The sequence below is a fragment of the Blastococcus sp. TF02-8 genome (assembly GCF_003319175.1).
In the GTDB taxonomy this organism is placed as follows: Bacteria; Actinomycetota; Actinomycetes; order Mycobacteriales; family Geodermatophilaceae; genus Blastococcus.
This window is the reverse complement of sequence record NZ_QOHK01000004.1, coordinates 218,011-239,472: the sequence shown is the minus strand read 5'-3', so window position 1 is coordinate 239,472 and position 21,462 is coordinate 218,011. Positions and strand designations below refer to the sequence as shown.

The 21,462-nt window shown below is 71.7% G+C and carries 18 protein-coding genes; 9 read left to right on the top strand and 9 right to left on the bottom strand.

Annotated features, from left to right (window positions below; all coding sequences use genetic code 11):
- Positions 1-9: 9 nt before the first annotated feature.
- From DQ237_RS10380 to DQ237_RS10370, 3 genes are read right to left on the bottom strand one after another with little or no spacing between them, the layout of a single operon-like run.
- Entirely contained in the window at positions 10-1,887 is a 1,878-nt protein-coding gene (locus DQ237_RS10380) for a glycosyltransferase (protein ID WP_166509566.1), read from the bottom strand.
- The gene (locus DQ237_RS10375; RefSeq protein WP_113799833.1) at positions 1,880-3,196 is read right to left on the bottom strand and encodes an O-antigen ligase; all 1,317 of its coding nucleotides are present in this window, start codon (positions 3,194-3,196) and stop codon (positions 1,880-1,882) included. Before DQ237_RS10375 ends, DQ237_RS10380 begins: the two co-directional genes overlap by 8 nt.
- A 3-nt stretch (positions 3,197-3,199) precedes the next feature.
- A complete protein-coding gene (locus tag DQ237_RS10370) occupies positions 3,200-4,612 on the bottom strand; it encodes a polysaccharide biosynthesis tyrosine autokinase (protein WP_113799831.1) in 1,413 nt (470 codons plus the stop codon).
- A gap of 500 nt (positions 4,613-5,112) precedes the next feature.
- Here DQ237_RS10370 and DQ237_RS10365 point away from each other — a divergent pair, with 500 nt between their 5' ends.
- From DQ237_RS10365 to DQ237_RS10345, 5 genes are all read left to right on the top strand, one after another.
- Positions 5,113-6,618, top strand: a complete 1,506-nt coding sequence (locus tag DQ237_RS10365) for a sugar transferase (protein ID WP_113800105.1) — start codon at positions 5,113-5,115, stop codon at positions 6,616-6,618.
- 169 nt (positions 6,619-6,787) lie between these two features.
- Positions 6,788-8,107: a UDP-glucose/GDP-mannose dehydrogenase family protein gene (locus tag DQ237_RS10360; RefSeq protein WP_113799829.1), complete on the top strand. Its 1,320-nt coding sequence runs from the start codon at positions 6,788-6,790 to the stop codon at positions 8,105-8,107.
- Between the two features lie 164 nt (positions 8,108-8,271).
- Positions 8,272-9,261, top strand: a complete 990-nt coding sequence (gene rfbB, locus DQ237_RS10355; RefSeq protein ID WP_240619554.1) for a dTDP-glucose 4,6-dehydratase — start codon at positions 8,272-8,274, stop codon at positions 9,259-9,261.
- The gene (locus DQ237_RS10350; RefSeq protein ID WP_205730158.1) at positions 9,258-10,106 is read left to right on the top strand and encodes a sugar nucleotide-binding protein; all 849 of its coding nucleotides are present in this window, start codon (positions 9,258-9,260) and stop codon (positions 10,104-10,106) included. The genes rfbB and DQ237_RS10350 overlap by 4 nt, the downstream gene beginning before the upstream one ends.
- Positions 10,107-10,273: 167 nt before the next feature.
- Positions 10,274-10,687: a hypothetical protein gene (locus tag DQ237_RS10345; RefSeq protein WP_113799823.1), complete on the top strand. Its 414-nt coding sequence runs from the start codon at positions 10,274-10,276 to the stop codon at positions 10,685-10,687.
- A gap of 316 nt (positions 10,688-11,003) precedes the next feature.
- Here the strand turns inward: DQ237_RS10345 and DQ237_RS10340 are convergent, their stop codons facing one another.
- Together DQ237_RS10340 and DQ237_RS19420 are read right to left on the bottom strand one after the other, a co-directional pair.
- Positions 11,004-12,092: an LCP family protein gene (locus DQ237_RS10340; protein ID WP_113799821.1), complete on the bottom strand. Its 1,089-nt coding sequence runs from the start codon at positions 12,090-12,092 to the stop codon at positions 11,004-11,006.
- 97 nt (positions 12,093-12,189) lie between these two features.
- Positions 12,190-12,381: a hypothetical protein gene (locus tag DQ237_RS19420; protein ID WP_147251777.1), complete on the bottom strand. Its 192-nt coding sequence runs from the start codon at positions 12,379-12,381 to the stop codon at positions 12,190-12,192.
- A gap of 213 nt (positions 12,382-12,594) precedes the next feature.
- Between DQ237_RS19420 and DQ237_RS10335 the strand changes: the two genes are divergently transcribed.
- Positions 12,595-13,440: a hypothetical protein gene (locus tag DQ237_RS10335; RefSeq protein ID WP_240619553.1), complete on the top strand. Its 846-nt coding sequence runs from the start codon at positions 12,595-12,597 to the stop codon at positions 13,438-13,440.
- Positions 13,441-13,443: 3 nt separating this feature from the next.
- Here the strand turns inward: DQ237_RS10335 and DQ237_RS10330 are convergent, their stop codons facing one another.
- Positions 13,444-14,952, bottom strand: a complete 1,509-nt coding sequence (locus DQ237_RS10330; protein ID WP_113799817.1) for a sugar transferase — start codon at positions 14,950-14,952, stop codon at positions 13,444-13,446.
- A gap of 145 nt (positions 14,953-15,097) precedes the next feature.
- Entirely contained in the window at positions 15,098-16,132 is a 1,035-nt protein-coding gene (locus DQ237_RS10325; protein WP_113799815.1) for a hypothetical protein, read from the bottom strand.
- A gap of 327 nt (positions 16,133-16,459) precedes the next feature.
- On the opposite strand from DQ237_RS10325, the gene DQ237_RS10320 reads away from it, so the two are divergent.
- Genes DQ237_RS10320 through DQ237_RS10310 form a run of 3 tightly spaced genes read left to right on the top strand, consistent with a single transcriptional unit; the run spans position 16,460 to position 19,373 of the window.
- Positions 16,460-17,554 carry a glycosyltransferase family 4 protein gene (locus DQ237_RS10320; RefSeq protein WP_166509565.1) on the top strand — a complete coding sequence of 365 codons (1,095 nt, stop codon included), beginning with the start codon at positions 16,460-16,462 and terminating at the stop codon, positions 17,552-17,554.
- Entirely contained in the window at positions 17,551-18,297 is a 747-nt protein-coding gene (locus DQ237_RS10315) for a polysaccharide deacetylase family protein (RefSeq protein WP_205730157.1), read from the top strand. The genes DQ237_RS10320 and DQ237_RS10315 overlap by 4 nt, the downstream gene beginning before the upstream one ends.
- Positions 18,294-19,373, top strand: a complete 1,080-nt coding sequence (locus DQ237_RS10310) for a glycosyltransferase (protein WP_113799811.1) — start codon at positions 18,294-18,296, stop codon at positions 19,371-19,373. The genes DQ237_RS10315 and DQ237_RS10310 overlap by 4 nt, the downstream gene beginning before the upstream one ends.
- A 1-nt stretch (position 19,374) precedes the next feature.
- Here the strand turns inward: DQ237_RS10310 and DQ237_RS10305 are convergent, their stop codons facing one another.
- Positions 19,375-20,127 (bottom strand): hypothetical protein, encoded by a 753-nt coding sequence (locus DQ237_RS10305; protein WP_166509564.1) that lies wholly within the window; start codon positions 20,125-20,127, stop codon positions 19,375-19,377.
- Positions 20,128-20,205: 78 nt separating this feature from the next.
- On the bottom strand, positions 20,206-21,279 hold the full coding sequence (locus tag DQ237_RS10300; protein WP_113799806.1) for a hypothetical protein: 1,074 nt from the start codon (positions 21,277-21,279) through the stop codon (positions 20,206-20,208).
- Positions 21,280-21,462 lie beyond the last annotated feature (183 nt).

The window sequence follows — 21,462 nt, the reverse complement described above, 5'->3', positions numbered from 1 at the left end:
GTTGCGCCCTCAGTGTTGCGGCGACGTATAGATCTCGTTCAGAGCAGCGACGTGCAGCTCGAGGTCGAATAGCCGCCGCTGCCGGTCTCGGAGCATGTTGCCGACCGTTCGCCGCTCGCTTTCGCCCATGGCCGCGATTTGGCGGAGCAGGCCAGCGGCAGCTTTGCTGTCTCCTGGTGTGAAGGTCCAAGCTTCGTCGCCGACCAGCTCGGGGTGAGCTCCGCCGCGGCTCAGTAGCACGGGAGTGCCGTAGGACATCGCCTCTGCGACGCTCAGTCCGAAAGGCTCTGCCGTCGCCGGGGCGAAGAGCAGGCTTGCGCGGCTCAGGAGTGCCGCCGTGTCGCTCACTTGCCCCAGGAAGCGGACGCTGTCTCGGACGCCGAGGTCCTCGCCGAGCTTCTGCAGGCCGCCTCGCTGACTGCCGGACCCTGCGATGTCCAGCCGCCATCCATCCCCGGCAATCCCACTCGCTGCCCAAGCCCTCAGAGCGACGTCCGTGGCTTTCTCCGGTTCCAAGCGGTTCAGGCACAAGACGACCCGGTCGCGAGGGGCTCTTTGCTCATCCGGCTGTGACCTGACCCCGTTGGGGATCACGACCGCTGGTTCCTGAATGGACTCCGCGACAAAAGAGCTGATGGCGATCTGCTGGTCGATCCGGAGGCGGGCTAGGCGACCCAGCGCGCGAGCGAGGAACGTGGACCCGCGAGGCCCGGCGAAATGCCGGGTCGACACGATGACGCCGTGATGCCACATAGCCGACGAGACAGCCGCGAAGTCGGCTGCAGTCATGTGGGCGTGGACGACATCCAGGCGACCGAGAGCCATGAGTTCACGCGCAGCGGCAAACACGGAGGCAGCTGGCCGGTGCTCGGCGCTTCCGAGTTCATCGGGCATGCGCTGAGGGTCACCGCCGATGACCGTGACCACCGAGCCCCGGGCTGCTTGCTCGCGTGCCACCTCGCAGACGTAGCGCTCGACGCCGGCGAAGGCGTCGGTGACCACGACGTGGGCGATCCGTCGCCCTGCCGCGCTGACGCGGACCGGCAGGTCAGCGACCGAGCGGGGGCCGCGCAGGTACAGGGCGGCGCGCGCTCGCGCGGCGGCTCCCCGGCGCCCGCGGAGCGTGAGCCCGCGGAGCAGGGCTCCGAGTACGGCTGCGGCGCGATAGGAAGCCCAGCCGGACCAGCCGAACCACTTGCGGATGTATGTCTCGGTTCCGGCGTGGAAATGGACTTCGCGGCGGCTCGGGTCGGTGCTGGTCCCAGCTCCCTCGTGAGCAGCGATCACGCTGGGAAGCTCCTCGATCCGCCATCCCGCCGCGATCGCCCGTTGTTGCCAGTCCGTCTCCTCGGCGTAGAGGAAGAACCGCTCGTCGAAACCGCCGACCTGGGCCAGTGCCTCGGCCCGCAGGAGCAGGACCGCACCGACGCAGAACTCCAGCGGTGGGACCCTCAGGCGGGTCATCCCGAGGGCCTCCCGCCACATGCGCCCTGGCGTCGGGAGCGGCCAGCGGACCTGCTGGTGCTGTCCGCTCACCGGGTCCACCAGGCCGGGGGAGAGCGCTGCGATCCGCTCGGCGCCGGGTGCGTGTAGCGCTTCATGCAAGGAGCGGAGGCCCGGAGCTGTGAGCACGGCATCCGGGTTGAGGAGAAGGATGTCCCTACCGGAAGGCGCTCGGCTGATGCCGAGGTTCACGCCCGCTGCGAAGCCCAGGTTCCCTCCGGCATCGACGTATGCGGCCGCGTGACGGCGGGCGACCGTCTCGACGGCCGGGTCGCTGGAGTTGTCCACGACGACGACCGGAGCAGCCTGCTCCAGCGCCTCCAGGCAGGTGTCGAGCTTCTCCGCTCCGTGGAACGCGACGACGACGACGGTCAGCTCAGCCATGCGGGCGGTCCAATCGGCGGTTGACGGCCATCCCCAGGAGCAGCCAAGGAAGGATCGGCGTTCCCCGGACCCAGTACACGTCGACGAACCCATGTGTGATCACGGCGGCCTGGACTGCGAGTGCGACAGCGGCATACGGGTTGACGTGTCGCCGCCGATACGCGATGAAGGCCGTTCCGACCACCAGGAGACCGAACGCGATGAGGCCTGGATAGCCGACGTCGCCGGCGGTACGGATCAGCAGGTTGTGGGGGTCCACGGTGAACGATTCCTGGCCGGGGATCCCGGTTCGGTAATTGCCTGGGCCCACGCCGAACACAGGGTGCGCATCGACCAGGTCCCAGCCCTGGTCGGCGAAGACGTCGCGGAGCTGCACGGTGTACTGGGAGGCGGTTAGGTCCCCCAGTGCCGTCCCGGTAGCGCCAGAGCTGAAATCCGTGCTCCGGGCGACGACGTCTGCGGGCAGCATGCGGTATCCGAGGAGCACGAGCGCGCCCAGCGCGAGCGCTCCAGCCAGCGTGCGGCGCCAGGTCCCCAGGCCTCGGAACACGAGCACGACGACGATGCCGACCGCTGCGCCCAGCAAGGCGCCGCGGCTCTGCGTGAAGACGAGCCCGGCGCCGAGTGGAAGCAGTGCCGCCAGCCGCCATGCCCACGAAGGTGCCAGTGCCAGGGCGACCACCAGAGCGTTGGCCAGGAACTGCCCGTCAGGGTTCTTGTTCCCGGTGAGCAACGTCCCTTGCCCGCCGGAAACGATCCACATCAGCGAGAGCACCACGGAACCGATGACCAGGACCAGGAGAGCGCTCCGTCCGGTGCGGGGCTCGAGAACCACCGCGCCGGTGACCAGAGGCACCAGGAACAGCTGGTAGGTCTGCAGGCTGTTGACCACTACAGGCAGGGAACCGTGCACGAGCATGACGGCCCCGAGCCAGACGCAGAACGCAGCGGCGCAGAGCAGGATCAGCCGGAGGTCCCGCCCGCGTTCCCGCCATGACGGAGCCAGCAAGAGACAGGCGAGCGACCCGACGAAGGAGATTGCGAGCAGGGCGTCGGAGGCCGAGAGTCGCGCAGCACCGACCGTCGTCCCGAGGGCTGTGAGCGACAGCAGCCCCGTACCGAGGATGAGCGGGACGTGCGGTCGCAGAGCGAGCACGAAAAGCAGTGGGGCGCAGGCGAGCACGTACGCGTACCGCGCGTGCTCGTGGTTCCAGAAGCCGACGAGAAATGCGAGCCCCAGCGCCGCGGCTGCGGCCGCTGCCAAGCGCAGGTCCGGCCGAGGGCCGGCCGCGGGCAGGAGCGTGGGCACGGATCAGTCGGTCCGCGAGGTGGACTCTGCATCGGGCGTCTCGCCCATCGCCGCGTTCGTGTCATCAGGGGGCGTGGTCCGCTCCCGGTGCCGACGGGGAAGGCGGCGGGGGCCCATCCGCTCCGGATCGTCCTCGCCGCCGTTCACGACGAATCCGACCATGGGCGCGTTGACCGTCCGCATCGCGTCCAGCGTCCTACGCAGTCGGTCTCCCGTGGCGGTCCCCACGCGCGCGACCAGCAGCACACCTGCCGCGTGCACGGCCAGGAACAGCGCGTCAGCCACGGGCAGCAGGGGGGGCGTGTCCAGGAGTAGGACGTCGCATTCCTTCTGAAGGTCCCGGAGAAGTTCCGGCATCCGGGCGCTGGTCAGCATCTCCACGTGGCTGTCGCTGGAAGTGCCTGCCGACAGGACGCGCAGAGTGGTCCCCTCGATGGTCTGGAGCGCCTCGGCGAGGGTCGACCGTTCGGTCAGGGCGTCGGCCAGTCCGGGGCCCAGTGTGAGCCCGAACAATTCGTGCAGGGAAGGGCGTCGGAGGTTCGCGTCCACGAGGATGACGCGCCGGCCACTGCCGGACAGCGACAGGCCCACATTGGCGACGACGGTGGAAACGCCTTCGCCGGAGGAGGCGCTGGTGACCACCAGTGAGCGTGGTGGCCCGTCCTCTCGCAGGAAGGACAGACTGGCCTGCACTGCCCGATATGCCTCAGCCCGGGGACTGGTGGGACTGGCGCGCAGGGGAAGCGTTTCCTTCGGCTCGGCCAGCGGAATGATGCCCAGCATCGGCAGGTTCAGTACGCGCGCCATGTCGTCGGGATCGTGCGAGTCCTTCTGGACCGCCTCCCGGAAGATCACGAGGCCGGTGCCGAGAGCCAGACCCAGCAGGAGCCCCATCGACAGGTACAGCGACCAGTCGGGGTTGGACGGCGTTGTGGGCAGAGCGGCCGGCGTCAGGCTCGTCAGCTGTTCGGCGCTTGCGGCCACTCCGGGGTCGATGTCGTCGAGAGCATCCGGGAGCGCGGCGAGGTAGGCGTTCGCTACCGCCTGTGCCCACTGAGGATCTCTGTCCGTGACCGTCAGCGTGAGGAAGGGGGATACGCCGTCCGCCTCGGCCGAGATTCCGTCCGGGGTGCGCTCCGGCAGGCCCGAGGCGCGAGCTGCTTCGGCGACCGCTTCGATGACGACGGGCCGCGTCACGGCGAAGCGCGACAGATCCAGGGCTCGCTGCGCTGCCGCTTGCGTGGGCACCGCGCCGTCGGAGATGGCACCTGTTGTCGCGACGAGGACGCTCGTCGTCTCGTACGCGGGTCGCTGCACGGCGGCCGCCGCCGCGGCTCCCAGGGTGGAGGCGAGGACGACCAGTGCCAACAAGCGCCATCGCCGCCGCACGATCCGGACGAAGTGCTGAAGATCCAACGAGCGCCCCTGTCCGTCGCTTCCGCTCCAACAAGTTTCCGCCGCAGGATCGGTGAAATTTCTGCCTCACCGCGCCGGACGTGTTCCAAGATCACACGCCTCCAGATTGGCGGCAGGCCAGCAGATCCGTCTAGCTGAACCAAGCCGGTGTACTGAATGCGAGGTTTGCACATCGAACACCAGCGGCTCTGCGGAACCGACATCGAGACCCCGAACTGGTGAACCCAAAGCGCGCCGGGGCCGCGCCTGCGCACCGCGGGGCCTGGTGATCTCGCTCCGGCGTTGGGGAAACGGCCGAGGTCTTCGCCGCCGGCGGCGCGCCACGCTGGAGCGACTGGCTCAACACGGAGTGTGACGTCGCATGGGTCGCCACAGCCCTTCCGTAGGCGCCGCTCGCGGACTACCGTCTTGGCCGGTTGAACGAAAAAGTTCCTGCTGATGCCGGGACTTGGCGGCACGTTCTTGGTGGTTCAGGGTGCACGGGGGTGCCCAGCTTGTCGATGATCGACGTCCGTGAAAGCGCACGGAGTCATGACCGGCCAGGGGCTCGCGGCTGGCAGGTCCATTCGTCACCGCTCCGTGGCGCTGGCACCGAGGCCCGCCGCGCCTGGCGGGGCCACTACGTCCGTCGGATCGTCCTGGGCGACGGCCTTTGCGCTGCTTTGGCCGGCCTGGCCGGGTACCTCGTCCGTTTCGGCCCAGGAGGGGAAGGGGTTGCTCGCGCCTCGCTGGCGGCTGCCTTGACCCTGCCGGTCATCTGGATCGGGTCGATGCTCGTCGCGCGCAGCTATGAAGAGCGCTTCCTCTGGGTCGGCGCAGAAGAGTTCAGACGCGTCTTCTTCGCTGCCATGATGCTGCTCGCTGCGCTCGGCACGTTCTCGTGGGCCTTCAAGCTCGACGTCGCACGAGGCTTTGTCATCCTCGCCGTTCCCCTGGCGGCGTTGCTCACGCTCGTGCACCGGTATGCACAGCGCCAAGGGCTGCATCGGGCCCGCGGCCGTGGCGAGTACTTGCAGACCACGATCCTGGTGGGGCACAGAAGTGCTGTGGCTGCGCTGGACGAGCAGCTGGATCGAGAGGCCTTCCACGGCTACCGAGTCATCGGTTGCTGCCTGCCGGTCGAGCAGTTCAGCCCGCAGGCTGATGCGTTCAACGGCCTTCCGGTGCTGGGAAACCTGTCCGACGTCGCTGAAGTCGTGTCGCGCTACGAGGTCGACACCGTCGCCGTTCTGCCCTGCCCCGAGCTGGACGGTCCTGCTCTTCGCCGACTCGGCTGGGAGCTGGAGAAGACTCGGGCGGAGCTCCTGTTGGCGCCGGCCATTACGGAGATCGTCGGCACGCGGGTGCGTATCCGACCGGTATGCGGGCTGCCGCTGATGCACATGGAGCGCCCGGAACTCACCGGCATCCGCCGAATCACGAAGGATCTGTTCGACAAGACGGCCGCGGGCATGGGCGCCATCCTCTTGCTGCCGATCCTCGTGAGCATCGGGATGGCCGTGAAGCTCACCAGTCCTGGGCCGGTGTTCTTCCGGCAGGAGCGGGTGGGCCGTGACGGCCAGACGTTCTCCATGTTGAAGTTCCGCACGATGGTTCCGGGTGCCGACCGCATGGTGGCCGCCCTGTCCGAGCAGAGCGACGGCAACGGAGTTCTCTTCAAGAAGAGGCGCGATCCTCGCGTCACACGGGTCGGCAAGGTCCTTCGGCGGTACTCCCTCGACGAGCTGCCTCAGCTGTTCAATGTGCTGAAGGGGAACATGTCACTGGTGGGCCCTCGTCCCCCGTTGCCCAGCGAGGTCGAGCGCTACGGCTTCGACATGCACCGGCGCTTCCTGGTAAAGCCTGGGCTGACTGGCCTCTGGCAGGTCAGTGGGAGATCGGACCTGTCCTGGGACGATTCGGTGCGCATCGACGTGCGCTACGTCGAGAACTGGTCACTGACCTTTGACTTCATGATCCTCTGGAAAACCATCGGCGCAGTTGTGCGCGGGTCCGGGGCCTATTGATCCCTGCTGCGAGGATCGGTGCGGCGCGGACCTCCCCCGCGCTCACGGTGCTCAAGATCCGGAAGTCGGGGTGCCCGCGAATGGCAACCCGCTAGGAAGCCGCTACGTTCTGACCTGATCAACAGCACAGGGGGCCCTGTCGTTGGTCCGATCTGGACGGGAGCGCGGCATGAAGATCTCGGTCGTCGGCTGCGGCTACCTCGGCGCGGTGCACGCCGCATCGATGGCCGAGCTGGGCCACGACGTCGTCGGCATCGATGTCGACCGGCAGAAGATCGAGGCGCTGTCGAACGCGCGCACGCCCTTCTACGAGCCCGGGTTCGAAGAGCTGCTGGCCCGCTCGCTCGCCTCGGGCCGTCTGCGCTTCTCGTCCGACTTCTCGGATGCGCGCGGCGCACAGGTCCACTTCCTCTGTGTGGGAACGCCGCAGAAGCGCGGCGAGTACGCAGCTGACCTCCGCTACGTCGAGGCCGCGACCGAGTCGCTGATCGACGTCCTGGGCCCGGGTGAGCTCGTCGCCGGCAAGTCGACCGTTCCCGTGGGCACCGCGGCGCGCCTGGCGGAGCTCGTTGCAGGAAAGGTCCCCGGCGCACTCCTGGCGTGGAACCCGGAGTTCCTCCGCGAAGGATTCGCCGTTCAGGACACCCTGCACCCCGACCGCCTCGTCTACGGCTTGGCCGCGGGCCCGGACGGCGACACCGCGCGGGCCCTGCTGGACGAGGTCTACGCGACGATCGTCGAGCGCGGCACGCCGCAGGTCGTCACCGACTACGCCACCGCCGAGATGGTCAAGACCGCGGCGAACTCCTTCCTGGCCACCAAGATCTCCTTCATCAACGCGATGGCGGAGCTGTGCGAGGCGACCGGCGCGGACGTCAAGCAACTGGCGGACGCAATCGGCTACGACGAGCGCATCGGTCGGCGATTCCTGAATGCGGGGCTGGGCTTCGGCGGCGGCTGCCTGCCCAAGGACATCCGGGCGTTCATGGCCCGAGCCGGCGAGCTCGGGGCCGACCAGGCGCTGACGTTCCTGCGCGAGGTCGACAACATCAACATGCGCCGGCGGATCCGGATGGTGGAGCTCGCACGAGAGGTGCTGGACGGCTCCCTGCTCGGCAAGCGCGTGGCGGTGCTCGGGGCGGCGTTCAAGCCCGACAGCGACGACATCCGCGATTCGCCGGCCCTCAACGTCGCGCAGCAGCTCCAGCTCCAGGGCGCCGTCGTCCGGGTGACGGACCCGGCAGCCATCGAGAACAGTCGCCGTGAGTGGCCGCACCTGGACTACGCCGCGACTCCGGAGGAGGCGGCGGAGCGCGCGGACGCCGTCCTCGTGCTGACCGAGTGGAAGCAGTACCGCGAGCTCGACCCGGTCGCCTTCGGCAAGGTGGTCGCGCAGAAGCGGGTTCTCGACGGGCGCAACGCGTTGAGCCGCACGGCCTGGACCGACGCGGGTTGGTCCTACCGTGCGCTGGGGCGCCGCGCGGGCTGACCGCACCTGCACGACGCCGCGGCTCACCCAACGAGGGGAGGAAGCGCGCAGGTCGGAGCTCTGCCAACTAGCGTCTACGGCAGGTAGACGATTCACCCCGTGACAGTGGACGCCAAGGGTCCGCTCGCCGAGGGGTCCGCCCTGGGAGTCAGTACACGATGCGCATGCTCGTCACCGGGGGTGCCGGGTTCATCGGCGCCAACTTCGTGCACCAGACGCTGCGCGACCATCCCGAGTTCGACGTGACGGTCCTCGACGCGCTCACCTACGCCGGCAACGAGGCCTCGCTCGCCCCCGTGCGGGACGACATCGAGTTCGTCCACGGCTCGGTCGCCGACGCCGACGTGGTCGACCGGCTGGTCAGCCGCAGCGATGTCGTCGTCCACTTCGCCGCCGAGTCGCACAACGACAACTCACTGCGCGACCCCTCGCCGTTCCTGCAGACGAACATCGTCGGCACCTTCACGCTGCTGGAAGCGGTGCGCAAGCACGGCGTCCGGTACCACCACATCTCCACCGACGAGGTCTACGGCGACCTGGAGCTCGACGATCCGGCCAAGTTCACGCCGGAGACGCCGTACAACCCGAGCAGCCCGTACTCCTCGACCAAGGCGGGTTCCGACCTGCTGGTGCGAGCCTGGGTGCGCTCCTTCGGCATCCACGCCACCATCTCGAACTGCTCGAACAACTACGGGCCCTACCAGCACGTCGAGAAGTTCATCCCGCGGCAGATCACCAACGTGCTCACCGGCCTGCGCCCCAAGCTCTACGGCGCGGGGGAGAACGTGCGCGACTGGATCCACGTCGAGGACCACAACTCCGCCGTGCACGCGATCCTCGACCGCGGCCGCTCCGGGGAGACCTACCTGATCGGCGCCGACGGGGAGAAGAACAACCGCGAGGTGCTCGGCCTGATCCTCGAGCTCACCGGCCAGCCCGCCGACGCCTTCGACTCCGTCACCGACCGCGCGGGGCACGACCTGCGCTACGCGATCGACGCGACCAAGCTCCGCACCGAGCTGGGCTGGACGCCGAAGTTCACCGAGTTCCGCGACGGCCTGGCGGCCACGATCGACTGGTACCGGGAGAACGAGAGCTGGTGGCGCCCGCTCAAGGACGGCGTCGAGGCGCAGTACGCGGCCCAGGGGCAGTGAACGCAGTCATCGTCGGCGCAGGCGGTCAGCTCGGCCGCGCGTTGCGGCGCGAGTTCCCGCAGGCCGTCGCGCTGGACCGGGCAGCGCTCGACGTCACCGACGCCGCGGCCGTGCGCGGCCGCGACTGGAACGGCGTCGACGTCATCCTCAACGCCGCCGCCTGGACCGCCGTCGACGCCGCCGAGGACCCGGCCAACCACGCCGCCGTCCGTGCTGCGAACGTCGAGGCGGTCGGCCACCTGGCCGCGGCCGCCGAGCAGCACGGCGCGGCGCTCGTGCACATCTCCAGCGAGTACGTCTTCGACGGCACCCACGACGGCCCGATCCCGGAGGACCTCCCGCCCTCGCCGCTGTCGGTCTACGGCCGCAGCAAGGCCGATGGCGATGCCCGCGCCACAGCGATCGAGCGCCACTGGCTCGTGCGCACCACCTGGGTCGTGGGGGAGGGCGGGAACTTCGTCCGCACCATGGCGGGTCTGGCCGACCGAGGGATCTCGCCCTCGGTCGTCGATGACCAGATCGGCCGGCTCACCTTCGCCGGCGAGCTCGCCGCCGGCATCCGGCACCTCGTCGAGACACACGCGCCCTACGGGACCTACAACCTCACCGGTGGGGGGGAGCCGGCCAGCTGGGCCGACGTCGCCGCTGCCGTGTTCGCCGCGCGCGGCCGCTCTGCCGACGACGTGACCCGCGTGAGCACCTCCGAGTACTTCGCCGGGAAGGCCGGCATCGCCCCTCGGCCGCTCAACAGCGTGCTCGACCTCGCGAAATTGCAGGCCACCGGCTTCGTGACGCCCGAATGGCGGCTCTCGCTCACCGAGTACCTGGCGCACCGCGCCATCTGACGAGTAACCGCGCTCCGCCCGGGTGCCGCCGGGAACCCCTTCGTGAAGTCGAGGCATCGCTGCTGAAGGGCTTTCTCGCGATGTGCGCCGGGCTAGCGTCCGTCATCCGCAGGCCATCCCGGCGGGTGCAGATCCGTCGCCCTGCGCGGAACCCACGGGGGTCCGGAATGTCGAGCCATCGCTTGCTCGTCGTCTGCTCATCGGCCATCGCCGTTCTCCTCGGCGCTGCGGTCCCGGCGGTGGCCGGTTCGCCGTCGCCGGCGGGGTGCACGTTCGCCAAAGGGCAGACCACCTGCGTCACGACCACCTACGCCTCGCGACTGTCCGAGCCGGTCACTGCGACGGGCCCCGCGGACGGCTCGCTGCCCGCGCAGTGGTGCCTGCTGAACTTCGGTCCCGAGTACGTCTACTACGGAACCTCACAGGCCGTCTTCTCCGTCATCGTCACGACGACGACCACGACCGTTCGCCGCGGAGGGACAGGCGGGAACGGGCCGGTCCTGTCGCGCACGTCGACGGAAGCGGTGGGGGAGCCGAGTCATGTCAGCGGGCTGCTCGACTGCTCGACCGGGCCGTTCTAGCGGATCGGCGTGGACCAGCTCCGAGTACGCGAGTTCCGGAAACGGGGTGGCTAGTTCTGTCACAATTCAGCGGTGCAGCGGCAGCGGCGCCGACGACCCCTGGGACCCGGCGACCATCGCTGTGAGCTCTGCGGCGGTGCCACCACGCTCTTCGAGTCCCGTGCGGTGCGCCAAGGAAGGGACCGTCTGAATCCTCGGTGGCGGCCGGACGTCCGCCGCTGCGCGAGGTGCGACGAGTGCGGCAGCCGGATGGAGCCTGGGTCCGAAGGAAGCTGACGGACGCGTCTCGACGCCGGCCCCTCAGCTCTCGGACGCGTCAGCGGGGGACGTCGGGAAGCGCGTCGGCCTCGAACTCCGCGGCGTTCTTGCCCAGGGTGTCGTTGCGCAGGTAGCTCCACATCCGCTCGCAGGCGGTGTTGTCGAGGTAGACCACGCTGGCCGGCCCCTCCATGCCCGTGCCCAGCACCGGCGCGGTGAAGAAGTCGATGTTCTCCGGCGTCACGTCGCGCAGCGACAGCGCCAGGGACAGCATCTCGTTGTTGCCCAGGCCGTCGTCCACGGCAACCGCGCTGGTGACGGCGCGCAGTGCGCCGTCCAGCCGGGTGGGGCTGCTGAACGTGTCGGCGCTGAAGAGCTTGCTGAACATCGACTGCAGGTACTGCTGCTGCCGCTTCACGCGGTCGAAGTCGCCGCCGGGCAGCGTCTTGCGCTCGGCCAGGTACCAGCGGGCCTGGTCGCCGTCGAGGTGGATGTTCCCCGCCTCGAAGGTGTATGGACCGTTCTTGGTCGTCGAGGCGACGTCCACATCCACCCCGCCCAGGTCGTCGGTCACCTGGATCAGGCCCTCGAAGTCGATGGCCACGTAGTGGTCGATGCGCAGCTGGGTGAGCTGCTCGACGGTCTGGATGAGCAGGGTCGGCCCGCCGAACGCGTACGAGGCGTTGATCTTGTTCAGTCCGCGGCCGGGGATGTCGACCCAGCTGTCGCGCGGGATGGAGATCAGCTGCGCGTGCTTCCGGTCGGCGGTGAACCGCACGACCATGATCGCGTCGGAGCGACCGCCGGGCAGCTCGCCGTCCTGCGGCGCGGCGCGGGTGTCGGAGCCCACGAGCAGGAAGGTGAGCGGGTCACCGCCGCCCTCGGCGGGCGTGGCCGGCGCGGGGCGCGTGTCCTCGTCCAGCCCGGCGAACACGTCGCCCACCTTGTCCACGTTGCCGGCGTAGCGGTCCACCAGGAACAGCGCGACGCCGCCGAGGACCAGCACCAGGATCAGCACGAACGCGGTGACGGCGGCCAGCGCCCGACGGCCGCCGTGCGACCGCTGCGCCGGGTCGTCGTCCCGGTCCAGGTCGTCCAGGCCGAGCGGGGTGCGGTCGTCCGCGCCGGTCTCGTCGTCGCTGTTCATGGGTCCCCCGTCTGCTGGTGCTCGCGCAGAAGGGTAGGCGCAGAACCGCAGCGTCCGGGGGCGGTGTGCCCCCTACGGGGCAGAACGCCGACCGGGGTCAGCGGGGGCCGGGCACACCCGGTCCGGCCGAGCCGGCGAACGCCTCGAGCGGGTTGGAGTCGACGACGAAGTTCATCTCGGTGACCAGCTCGGCGTCGTCGTCGGCGATGCGGACGGCGCGGCCGATGACCGTCGCCAGGAGCAGCGCGAGACCCATCCACGCCGCCGCTACGAACCACACTGCGCTCATGGCTTCTTCCTACGGGAGGACCAGACCCGGGAAGAGCCGTCAGGTCGGGCGTGCCTTGCCAAACCGGGCGGCCACTTCAGTGAGCCCCGCTTCTACCCGCGACGGACGGGGTTCAGACATGCTCCTGTGACGGATGTGACCTCACGCCGAGACGGACCGGTCAGGTTTTCCGATCCGCCTGCCGATGGAGCAGATGTGTGGTGGGTCTGGATCGTGAGTGGGCTGGCTGGCTGGCTGGTCCTCGCGACCCTGCTCGCCGTGGTGCTGGGCCGCGGTATCCGCCTCGCCGACCAGCGCACGCCCGGCGCCACCGCGTCGTTCGCGCTGCAGGCCGAGGCCGCCCCCGCCGCGCGCGTCCGCCGCCGCGCCGTGCCGCTCCCGCCCGTCGGCATCGGCCTTGCCGCCACCGCCGTCGGGCTCATGTCGATCGGCTACGTCCTCCGCCTCACCGGCGCCACCGGCGAGAGCGCCCGCCTGCTCTCCATGGACGCCCCGTTCTCCCTGCCCCGGCTCTTCGTCGCGGGGCTCTTCGCGGTCGCCGCCCTCGCCGCCGTCGCGGGCGCCGCTCGCAACGAGGGCCGCCGCACCTGGTGGCTCGCCGTCGGCCTCATCGCCGCCGGCATCGCCTCGGTCAAGGCCGGTGGCAACGTGCACGCCGACGCGATGGATGCCCTCGCCGACGCTGTCGGCCGCCCGGCCGCCCTCGCGCTCAGCGCCGTCCTCGCCCTCTCCGTCGTCGCCGTCCTCTGGGTCTTCAGCCGCGGCGAGCGCCGCGACCGGCGCCGCGTGCTCGGCAGCCTGACCGGCTACGCCGTCGCCTCCGTCGGGCTCTCCGCGCTCTCCGTGCTCGCGCCCGCGTCGCTCACCGTCACCGCCACCTTCGTGGAGGAGTCCGGCGAGGCGCTGGCCGGCGTCGCGTTCCTCGTCGCCGTCCTCGTCGGTGTCGCGCCGCGCCTGGTGCTGCCCGCCGAGTGGGCGCTGCGCCGCTCCGCCGACGCGCTCTCCCTCGAGCTCCCCGAGGCGCTGCCCGGCCGCCGCGCGGAGAACTCCGCGCCCTGACCCTCAGCGACCGGCGCCGCGCAGGACCGAGCTGAACGTACGCAGGATGATCTTCACGTCGAGCCAGAGCGACCAGTTCTCGATGTAGTAGTTGTCGAACCGGGCGCGGTCGGCGATGGAGGTGTCGCCGCGCAGGCCGTGGATCTGCGCCCATCCGGTGAGCCCCGACGGCACCCGGTGGCGTGCCTCGTAGCTCGGGTAGAGGCTGCGGAACTGGTCCACGAAGTGCGGCCGCTCCGGTCGTGGACCCACCAGGCTCATGTCGCCGCGCAGGATGTTGATCAGCTGTGGCAGCTCGTCCAGCGACGTCGCACGCAGGAAGCGGCCGACCCGGGTGACCCGCGGGTCGTCACCGATGTTCCACGTCGTGGCGGACTCCACCTCCGTGGCCGGTCGCAGCGAGCGGAACTTCAGCACCGAGAACCGGTGCCCGTCGACGCCGACCCGCTCCTGCCCGAAGAGGATGCCGGGGCCGCCGTCGAGGCGGACGGCGAGGGCGATCAGCAGCAGCGCGGGCAGGATCGCCACCAGCGCCAGGCCGGAGACCGCCACGTCCACGACCCGCTTCACCCGCCAGGCGCGCGAGCGGTAGGTGGCCCGGCGCAGGCGGACCAGGGGAAAACCCCACGCGTTGTCCATCGAGGCCTCGACCTGGTGCAGCTCGAACAGCCGCGGTACGACGAAGAGCTCGCAGCTGAAACGGTCGCAGGTACGGATGAGGCTGACCATCTCCGAGGACTTCATCGACGAGAAGGCCACCACCACGGTCCGCACCCCGCCGCGCTGCAGCATCCGCGGCAGCTCGATGGGGCCGCCCAGCACCGGAAGGCGCTGCGCGGCGCCGTGGTCCGGCGGGTCGTCGTCGAGGAAGCCGATCGGGCGCAGGCCGTACTCCGGGTGCGACTGCAGCACGTCAGCCACCTGCACGCCCACCTGACCAGCCCCGATGATCAGCGTCCGGTACGCCACCAGCCCGCGGGCCCGCAGCCGTCGGACGACGGTGTAACCGGCGCCCCGCAGCACGACGAGAGCGCCCCACGTGGCGAGGGCACCCCAGAGGAACCGCCACTCCACCGGAGCGGGGAGGCCGGACGCCGACGACCAGGAGATGTGCACGACGACGGCCAGGGCGGCGGCGACCAGCGCGCGGCCGGTCAGGGCAGGGAAGTCGTCGAGCACCGAGAGGGAGAGCCGAGACCGGTAGAGGCCGCCCAGGGCGAGCAACAACAGGAGAGTGCCGGCGAACACCAGGGTCGACCGCACCGGAACCGGCTGATCGAGCTGCCAGCTGACCGCCACCGTCGCGGCGAGGCCGAGGGCGAGAGCGCCGAGGTCGAGGGCCAGGACGAAGGGTCGCAGACCGACCCGGGTCAGCCGGCGCCATCCCGGCCGCGCCGAGGTGACGTCGATCGAGGACACCGCGGCCAGCGTCCGTGGCCGGGCCTCCGAGCTGAATGGGGGCGCGAGGCTCCCGCCGAGGGGCAGCCGTTCGACGTCGAGGTCCTGCCGCATGATGACCAGTCCTTGAGCAGTGCGCGCTCAGCGGCGCGTGGGAGATCCGGGCCGGGCAGAGAGCCGGCGGTGGGACGGCGGAGCCGTGCCCGTGCGTGCTGGGGCCAGGTGGCGGGGGGGAGCGCCACGGTGTGCCGCAGCCGGATCAGTCGGGGCGGCTACCCGGGTCGTGGGCCGCGTCGAGGACCAGTGCCCCGCACTGCAGGACGAAGCTGTCCGGCGCCTGGGCCACCGCCGTGCTCAGGGCGTCGCTGAGGACGGCGAGCTGGAGATCATGCCCCTCGTCGTGGCCGCCCGAGCCGACCTGGGGGTGGCCCGCCGGAGCGGGGCCTCCGGACCCACCGGAGGGCACCGGGGGCGCAGGGTTCGGCGGCGGGGGCGGCAGGGGCACCGGCTCGAGCGGCTGCGGCGTCTGCACCTCGGGGGCCAGGGCGGCACCGGACACGGGGCCGGCCGGCCGCAGGGGACCTGTGGTGAGCTGAGCGGACGCCCACCGGGGCGGGACGGAGGGGTCTTCAGCGGGCGGCCGAGCCGGTTCGGTGGCCGCGCCGGCGTCGCCGTCGAGGGCCGGTGCCGGCGCGACGGAGGCCGGGGCGACGGGCGCGGATGAGGAGAGGGACGTGGCGCGCTCGTCGACCGTCGTCACGGGTGCCGCGGGGAGGTCGACGGTGGGGATCGGCACCTCGACGGGAGGGTCCAGCGGCCCGGGTGTTCCGTCCGCTCCCGGTCGGCCGTCGCTGCCGGGCGCGTCAGGCACCGTGGGCGGGAGGTCGGGGAGCGCGGGCAGCCCGCCGTCCGGACCCGGGCCCGGGCACGGCGCCCCGGTGGCCAGAAGGGGTGGCGTGTCCGGGAAGGAGGCGCAGTCCGAAGACGACTGTCCCGGAGGAGAGGCCGCGGGAGGGGGCTCGGCGCTGTTGGCCGGCGCGTCCGTGCCCTGACCGTCCTGCCGCGAGGACGCGAGCCAGGACGGCAGGGCGCCCGACGTCGTCGGCTGGGCGGTCTCGGCCACCGCGGCGGTGGCGGCCCGTGCCGATCCGGCCAGCGCCGTCAGCAGGCAGAAGCCGGCGGCCAGCAGGACGAGGGTGAGCAGGAGGCGCAGCCGCCAGGTCGCGTCGGTGAGGGCGCGCGCCCCCGGGCGCGGGCAGTCGACGGGAACCCGCGCGACGGGGTCATCGTTCACTGCACGCCCCCTCTGCTCCGTTGCCCTTCCCGCGACTCCGGCCTCCGTGGACCGCAGCTGCTCGTCCCAGGGTTCGCACTGTGCCGCCCCATGGGATGTGTCATGCACGCCCGGTGAGGGGCGCACGACCGAACTCGGTACGCCGTTACGCTCCGTAGCTGCGACGACGGAAGCGGTACGGCGACGTCCCGAGCGGAGATCGTGCTGGCAACACGGTACGAGACAGAAGCGCAGGTCGGCGCGGAGCGGTGATTCGCCACCCGGTAGGGGGACCGTTCCGGGACGGGCCTTGGGCCCGGCCATGCGGGCCGTTGGATGATGCACCGCGTGACGACCACCCGGACCACCGCTCACGAGGGTGACGGTGCCCCGAGGCGCGTGCTGCACGTGGTCGAGAAGTTCAGCAGCGGCGTCGGCTCGGCGATCGCCCAGTACAGCCGCTCCCTGCCCTCGGCCGAGCACTTCCTGCTCTCCACGACGGCCGTGGACGCCGAGGGAGACCTCGCCGACCAGGCTGCGTTCGCGGGCACCTACCGCATGGCGGGCCCGGTGCCGGCCAAGATCCGGCGGATCCGCGCGGTCGCCGCGGAGCTGCGGCCGGACGTGGTCCACGCGCACTCCAGCCACGGCGGGGCCTACACCCGCCTCGCGCTGCGGCGGCGTCGTCAGCCCATCGTCTACACGCCGCACTGCTATGCCTTCGAGCGCCGTGACGTCGCCCGGCCGACGCGAGCCGCCTTCTGGGGCATCGAGGCGCTGCTCGCCCGCAACACCACGGTGTTCGCCGCCTGCGCACCGCGGGAGGAGCGGCTCTCCCGCTGGCCTGGCTCGGGTGCGCGGCGGGTGCTCGTGCCCAACGTGGCACCGGTACCGGCCCACCTCGCGCAGCGGACGCCGGGGGAGCCGCCGGTCGTCGTCGGGGGTGGCCGGATCTCACCGCAGAAGGACCCCGGCTACTTCGCGGCCGTCGTCGCCGAGCTGCGCCGGGCCCGACCCGAGCTGCGCGCCGTCTGGCTCGGCGACGGCGAGCCCGACGCGCGACGGGCCCTGGAGCGGGCCGAGGTCGAGGTCACCGGCTGGCTGCCGCGCGCCGCCGTCCTGGACCGCCTCGCCGCCGCCGACCTCTACCTGCACTCCGCGCGCTGGGAGGGGTTCCCGCTGATGGTCGCCGAGGCCGTCGCCCTGGGCGTGCCGACGCTCGTGCGACCGGTGCCCTCCTTCGACGACGTGCCCGGGGAGCTGCGACCCGCCGATCCGGTCGCCGCGGCGCTCACCTGCCTCGCGGACCCGGCGGCCAACGTCGAGCGATGGCGGGCGCTGCTCTCGGGGAACACCGTGGAGTCTCAGTCGCGGGCGCTGGCCGAGGCATACGCGGCGGCCGTCGTCCCGGACTCCCACCCGATCGGAGGCGGCAGCCGATGACCACGTCACGGCGTCCGGTGCTGCGCACCGGACCGGTCCTGATGTACCACTCGGTCAGCCCCTCGACCGGACCGGACCCCCACCTCCTGCGGGTCTCCCCGGACCGGCTGGACCAGCAGCTGCGCACGCTGCGGCGGCTCGGGCTGCGCGGGGTCTCGCTGGCCGAGCTCGTCGACGCGCACGACCGTGGGCGCTCGGGCCGGCTGGTGGGGCTGACCTTCGACGACGGGTACACGGACTTCCTCGAGCACGCCGTCCCGGTGCTGGCCCGCCACGGGATGACGGCGACCGTCTACATGGTGGCCGGTGAGCTCTCGGGCGCCAACGAGTGGGACGAGGGGCCGCGCTGGCCGCTCATGAGCGCCGACCAGCTGCGCGCGGTCGCCGCCGCAGGGCACGAGGTGGGCAGCCACACCATGACCCACCCGCGGCTCGCGGGCCTGGACCCGGCGACGCTGGAGTTCGAGCTGCGCCGCAGCCGCGAGGTGCTGGAGGAGGTGCTCGACGCCCCGGTCCGCGGCTTCTGCTACCCCTACGGCAGCTTCGACCGAGCGGCCGCAGACGCGGCACAGGGAGTGGGCTACGACCACGCCTGCGTGGTGAAGGACTACTCGGTCAGCGACCGCTTCACCCTGCCGCGGTTCTACGTCGGCCAGGCCGACGACGCCCTGCGGTTGACCGCCAAGCTCGCCTACCACCACCTGCGCCGCCGACCGCGACGGCGGGACGGCGTGACGGCGTGAAGGTCCTGCACGTCATCACCGGGCTCGCCGCCGGGGGAGCGGAGACCCAGCTGCGGCTTCTCCTGCAGCACAGCCGGCACGAGGCCTCGGTCGTCGCGCTCTACAACGCCGGCATCGTCGCCGAGCAGCTGCGCGCCGACGGCGTTCCGGTGACCGATCTGGGCATGCGCAGCAACAAGCAGGTGGGAGCGGTCCTCCGGCTCGCCCGCCTGATCCGCCGCGAACGCGTCGACGTCGTCCACGTGCACCTCTACCGGGCATCGATCTACGGCCGGCTCGCCGCGCGGCTGGCCGGCGTCCGCCGGGTCGTCGCCACCGAGCACTCGCTGCTCGACGACCAGCTCGAGGGCCGGCCGGCCACGCGCGGCGTCCGGGGGCTCTACCTGGCGGCCGAGCGACTGGGACGGGTCACCATCGCCGTCTCCGAGGCGGTCCGCGCCAATCTGCTGGCCTGGGGAGTCGCACCGGACCGGGTGCGCACGGTGCCGAACGGGCTCGACGTCGCCGCCCTCGCGTTCGACGCCTCCGCCCGTGCCGCGGTGCGGGAGGCGGTCGGCATCCCGCCGGATGCGCAGGTGGTCGGAGCGGTCGGTCGGTTGTACCCCGGCAAGCGCTTCGACGCGCTGGTCGCCGTCCTCGCTGCCGGCCTGGGCCCCGACCGGCGGCTGCTGGTCGTGGGCGAGGGGCCCGAGCGCGACCGGCTCGCCGCCCGCGCCGCCGAGCTGGGGGTCGCGCCGTGGGTGCACCTGGTGGGGGAGCGGCCGGTCGCCCCCTACCTGTCGGCGATGGACGTGCTGGTCTCGCTCTCCCGTTACGAGACCTTCGGACTCGTGGTGCCGGAGGCGCTGGCCGCGGGGCTGCCGGTCATCTACCGCCGCTGCCCCGCCCTGGAGGAGCTGGGGGAGCCAGTGCCTCGGGCGATCGCGGTCGACGACGATGCCGCCGTGCAACCTGCGCTGCAGGAGGCGCTCGCCCGGCCGGCGACGGACCGGTCCTGCCCGACGGAGCTGCATGAGCTCGACGTCCGCAGCGTGGCCGCGGTGGTCGACGAGCTCTACGAGTCCCTGCCGCGCTGACTCAGGCGCGGGCACCCCGACGACGGGCCCGGGCGGCGAGCAGCTGCGCGGCGCTCGCGCCGACCAGTGCACCGAGGACGGCGCCGGCCGCCACCAGCAGCAGTGTGGGGGGTTGGTCGGCCCTCTGCGCGGGCTGCGCGGAGGTCACCTGCTCCAGGGACCAGCCGGGCACCCGATCGGCGTCGTCCTCGTCCAGCAGGGCCTCGGCGGTCGCGTTGGCCCACGCCGCCGATCGCTCGGCGTCCCCGGTACTGGCGCGGATGGAGATGAGCGGGGCGCTGGAGGAGACCGACACCGTCAGGCCCTCGTCCAGCGCCGATCGGCTGACGCCCAGCTCGTCGGTGACCCGGTCCAGCACGGCGTCGGAGTTGCCGATCTCCACCCAGATCGACGTGAGCGGCTCCGAGACGGCTCCGTCGGTGTCCTCCGACAGCACCGCCACGAGCGCCTCGGCGGAGTACCGGGCGGGGCTGGTCAGGACGTAGGCGAGAGCCGCCCCCGCGAGCAGCAGCGCGCCCAGCAGGGGCAGCACGACCGCGGGCCAGCGGCGGCCGCGGCGGGGCGCTGCGGTGCCGGCGGCCGCGGACGACCCGGCCGGCCGCACGGCCTCGCTGCCGGGACCCGCGGTCTCCGCCGGCACGACGTCCGCGGGCACGGCGGTGGCCGGGGCTGCCTTCGTCCCCGGATCGCCGGTGCTCCGGGTCTTGCGCGCACGCTGCTGCGGCCGCGCTCCCGACCCTCCCCGCTTCGTCACCCGCACGACCTTAGGGTTCGCCCTCCGCCGAGGCTGCCCAGCGCCCCCCGAACGAAGGAACCCGCCCCCTCGATCCGGTCACCAGGACTCCGCGGCCACGTCGCGCAGTGCCGCGTCGGTGGGGGTTCCATCGATCCCGAACCCCTCACCCACCGCCGGGTTGTACGTGTACGGCGTGAAGGAGCGGACCCAGGTCCACGAGGAGGCCCGGCGCAGCGCCTCGGCCATGTAACCGGCCCGCTGCGGCTCCGGCACGGAGTACCAGGCGCCCGGAGTCGTGTCGTAGCCGAATTCGCCGATGACGACGTCGCGCCACAGGCCCTCGTCCTCGGCCACCTGCTCCCGGAGCCGCTCGACGCCGAGGAAGGTCATGTCCTTCACGCCGGTCGGCACGCGCACATCGGCCGACCCGGCGGGGAGGTTCGGGGCGAAGCCCCTGCTCTCGTCGCCGGTGTACGGGTGCACGCCGAGGTCGTCGTAGAAGAAGCGGTTGTCCGCGTTCCCGCCGCGCTCCGCGAGAGCCGCACTGAGGGCGCTCATGTAGCCGAGGTCGTTGTTGCTCAGCACCCCGCCCACGAGCCGCGCATCCGGATCGCGGTCGCGGGCGGACAGCCAGCTCGCCTTGAGCAGGTCGGCGTAGCTGCCGGGATCCGGGCCCTGCCGCCAGAACTCCTCGTTGTTCGGCTCGTTCCACACCTCGTAGCCCGCCACCCGGGTGCCGAACGCGTCGACGAACTGCGCGAACAGGCCGGCCCATCGCTCGGCGTCCTCCCCCTCGGGGGCGTACCAGCGGCCGCGGTCGTCCATCCACTCCGGCGTTCCGACGACGTGCAGGTACACGGACAGCCCGAGCTCGCCGGCGCGGGTGACGACGGGCTCGAGCGGCGCCGTGTCGCAGGGGTCCTCCGCGCACAGCCAGTGCACGTCGGCGGTCATCTGGACTCCCGTGGCCCCGGCCGCGGCCGCTCCCTCCACGGTCGCGAGCGCCGAGTCGAGCGTCTGACGCCCGCCCGTCAGCTGCCCGCCCACCGGGATGACGGGCAGGACGAGGGCGCTCGTCCCCCACGCCGCCGTGGTGCGCTCGTCGGGTCCGCCCGACGCACGCACGCCCACGACCCCGACGACGCCCAGGACCGCGACGAGGAGGGCCATGCGCCGACGGCGCCTCCGGAGCCCGGGGCGGGACGCTCCCGGCGCGGCCGTCACGGGGTGCCCGCCAGGTCGGGCATCACCCGTACCGGGGAGGACCCCGCGGCGGCCCGCGTACCAGCAGGTTCGGCTGCCATCATGCGTGTACGTCCGGCCGACCCGCGGCCGGCGGCCGAGGGGGATGAC

Coding starts and splice junctions, on each gene's coding strand:
- DQ237_RS10380 (WP_166509566.1), bottom strand. CDS start 1,887: ATGGCTGAGCTGACCGTCGTCGTCGTCGCGTTCCACGGAGCGGAGAAG.
- DQ237_RS10365 (WP_113800105.1), top strand. CDS start 5,113: ATGATCGACGTCCGTGAAAGCGCACGGAGTCATGACCGGCCAGGGGCT.
- DQ237_RS10360 (WP_113799829.1), top strand. CDS start 6,788: ATGAAGATCTCGGTCGTCGGCTGCGGCTACCTCGGCGCGGTGCACGCC.
- rfbB (WP_240619554.1), top strand. CDS start 8,272: ATGCTCGTCACCGGGGGTGCCGGGTTCATCGGCGCCAACTTCGTGCAC.
- DQ237_RS10345 (WP_113799823.1), top strand. CDS start 10,274: ATGTCGAGCCATCGCTTGCTCGTCGTCTGCTCATCGGCCATCGCCGTT.
- DQ237_RS10340 (WP_113799821.1), bottom strand. CDS start 12,092: ATGAACAGCGACGACGAGACCGGCGCGGACGACCGCACCCCGCTCGGC.
- DQ237_RS19420 (WP_147251777.1), bottom strand. CDS start 12,381: ATGAGCGCAGTGTGGTTCGTAGCGGCGGCGTGGATGGGTCTCGCGCTG.
- DQ237_RS10330 (WP_113799817.1), bottom strand. CDS start 14,952: ATGCGGCAGGACCTCGACGTCGAACGGCTGCCCCTCGGCGGGAGCCTC.
- DQ237_RS10315 (WP_205730157.1), top strand. CDS start 17,551: ATGACCACGTCACGGCGTCCGGTGCTGCGCACCGGACCGGTCCTGATG.
- DQ237_RS10300 (WP_113799806.1), bottom strand. CDS start 21,279: ATGGCCCTCCTCGTCGCGGTCCTGGGCGTCGTCGGGGTCGTGGGCGTG.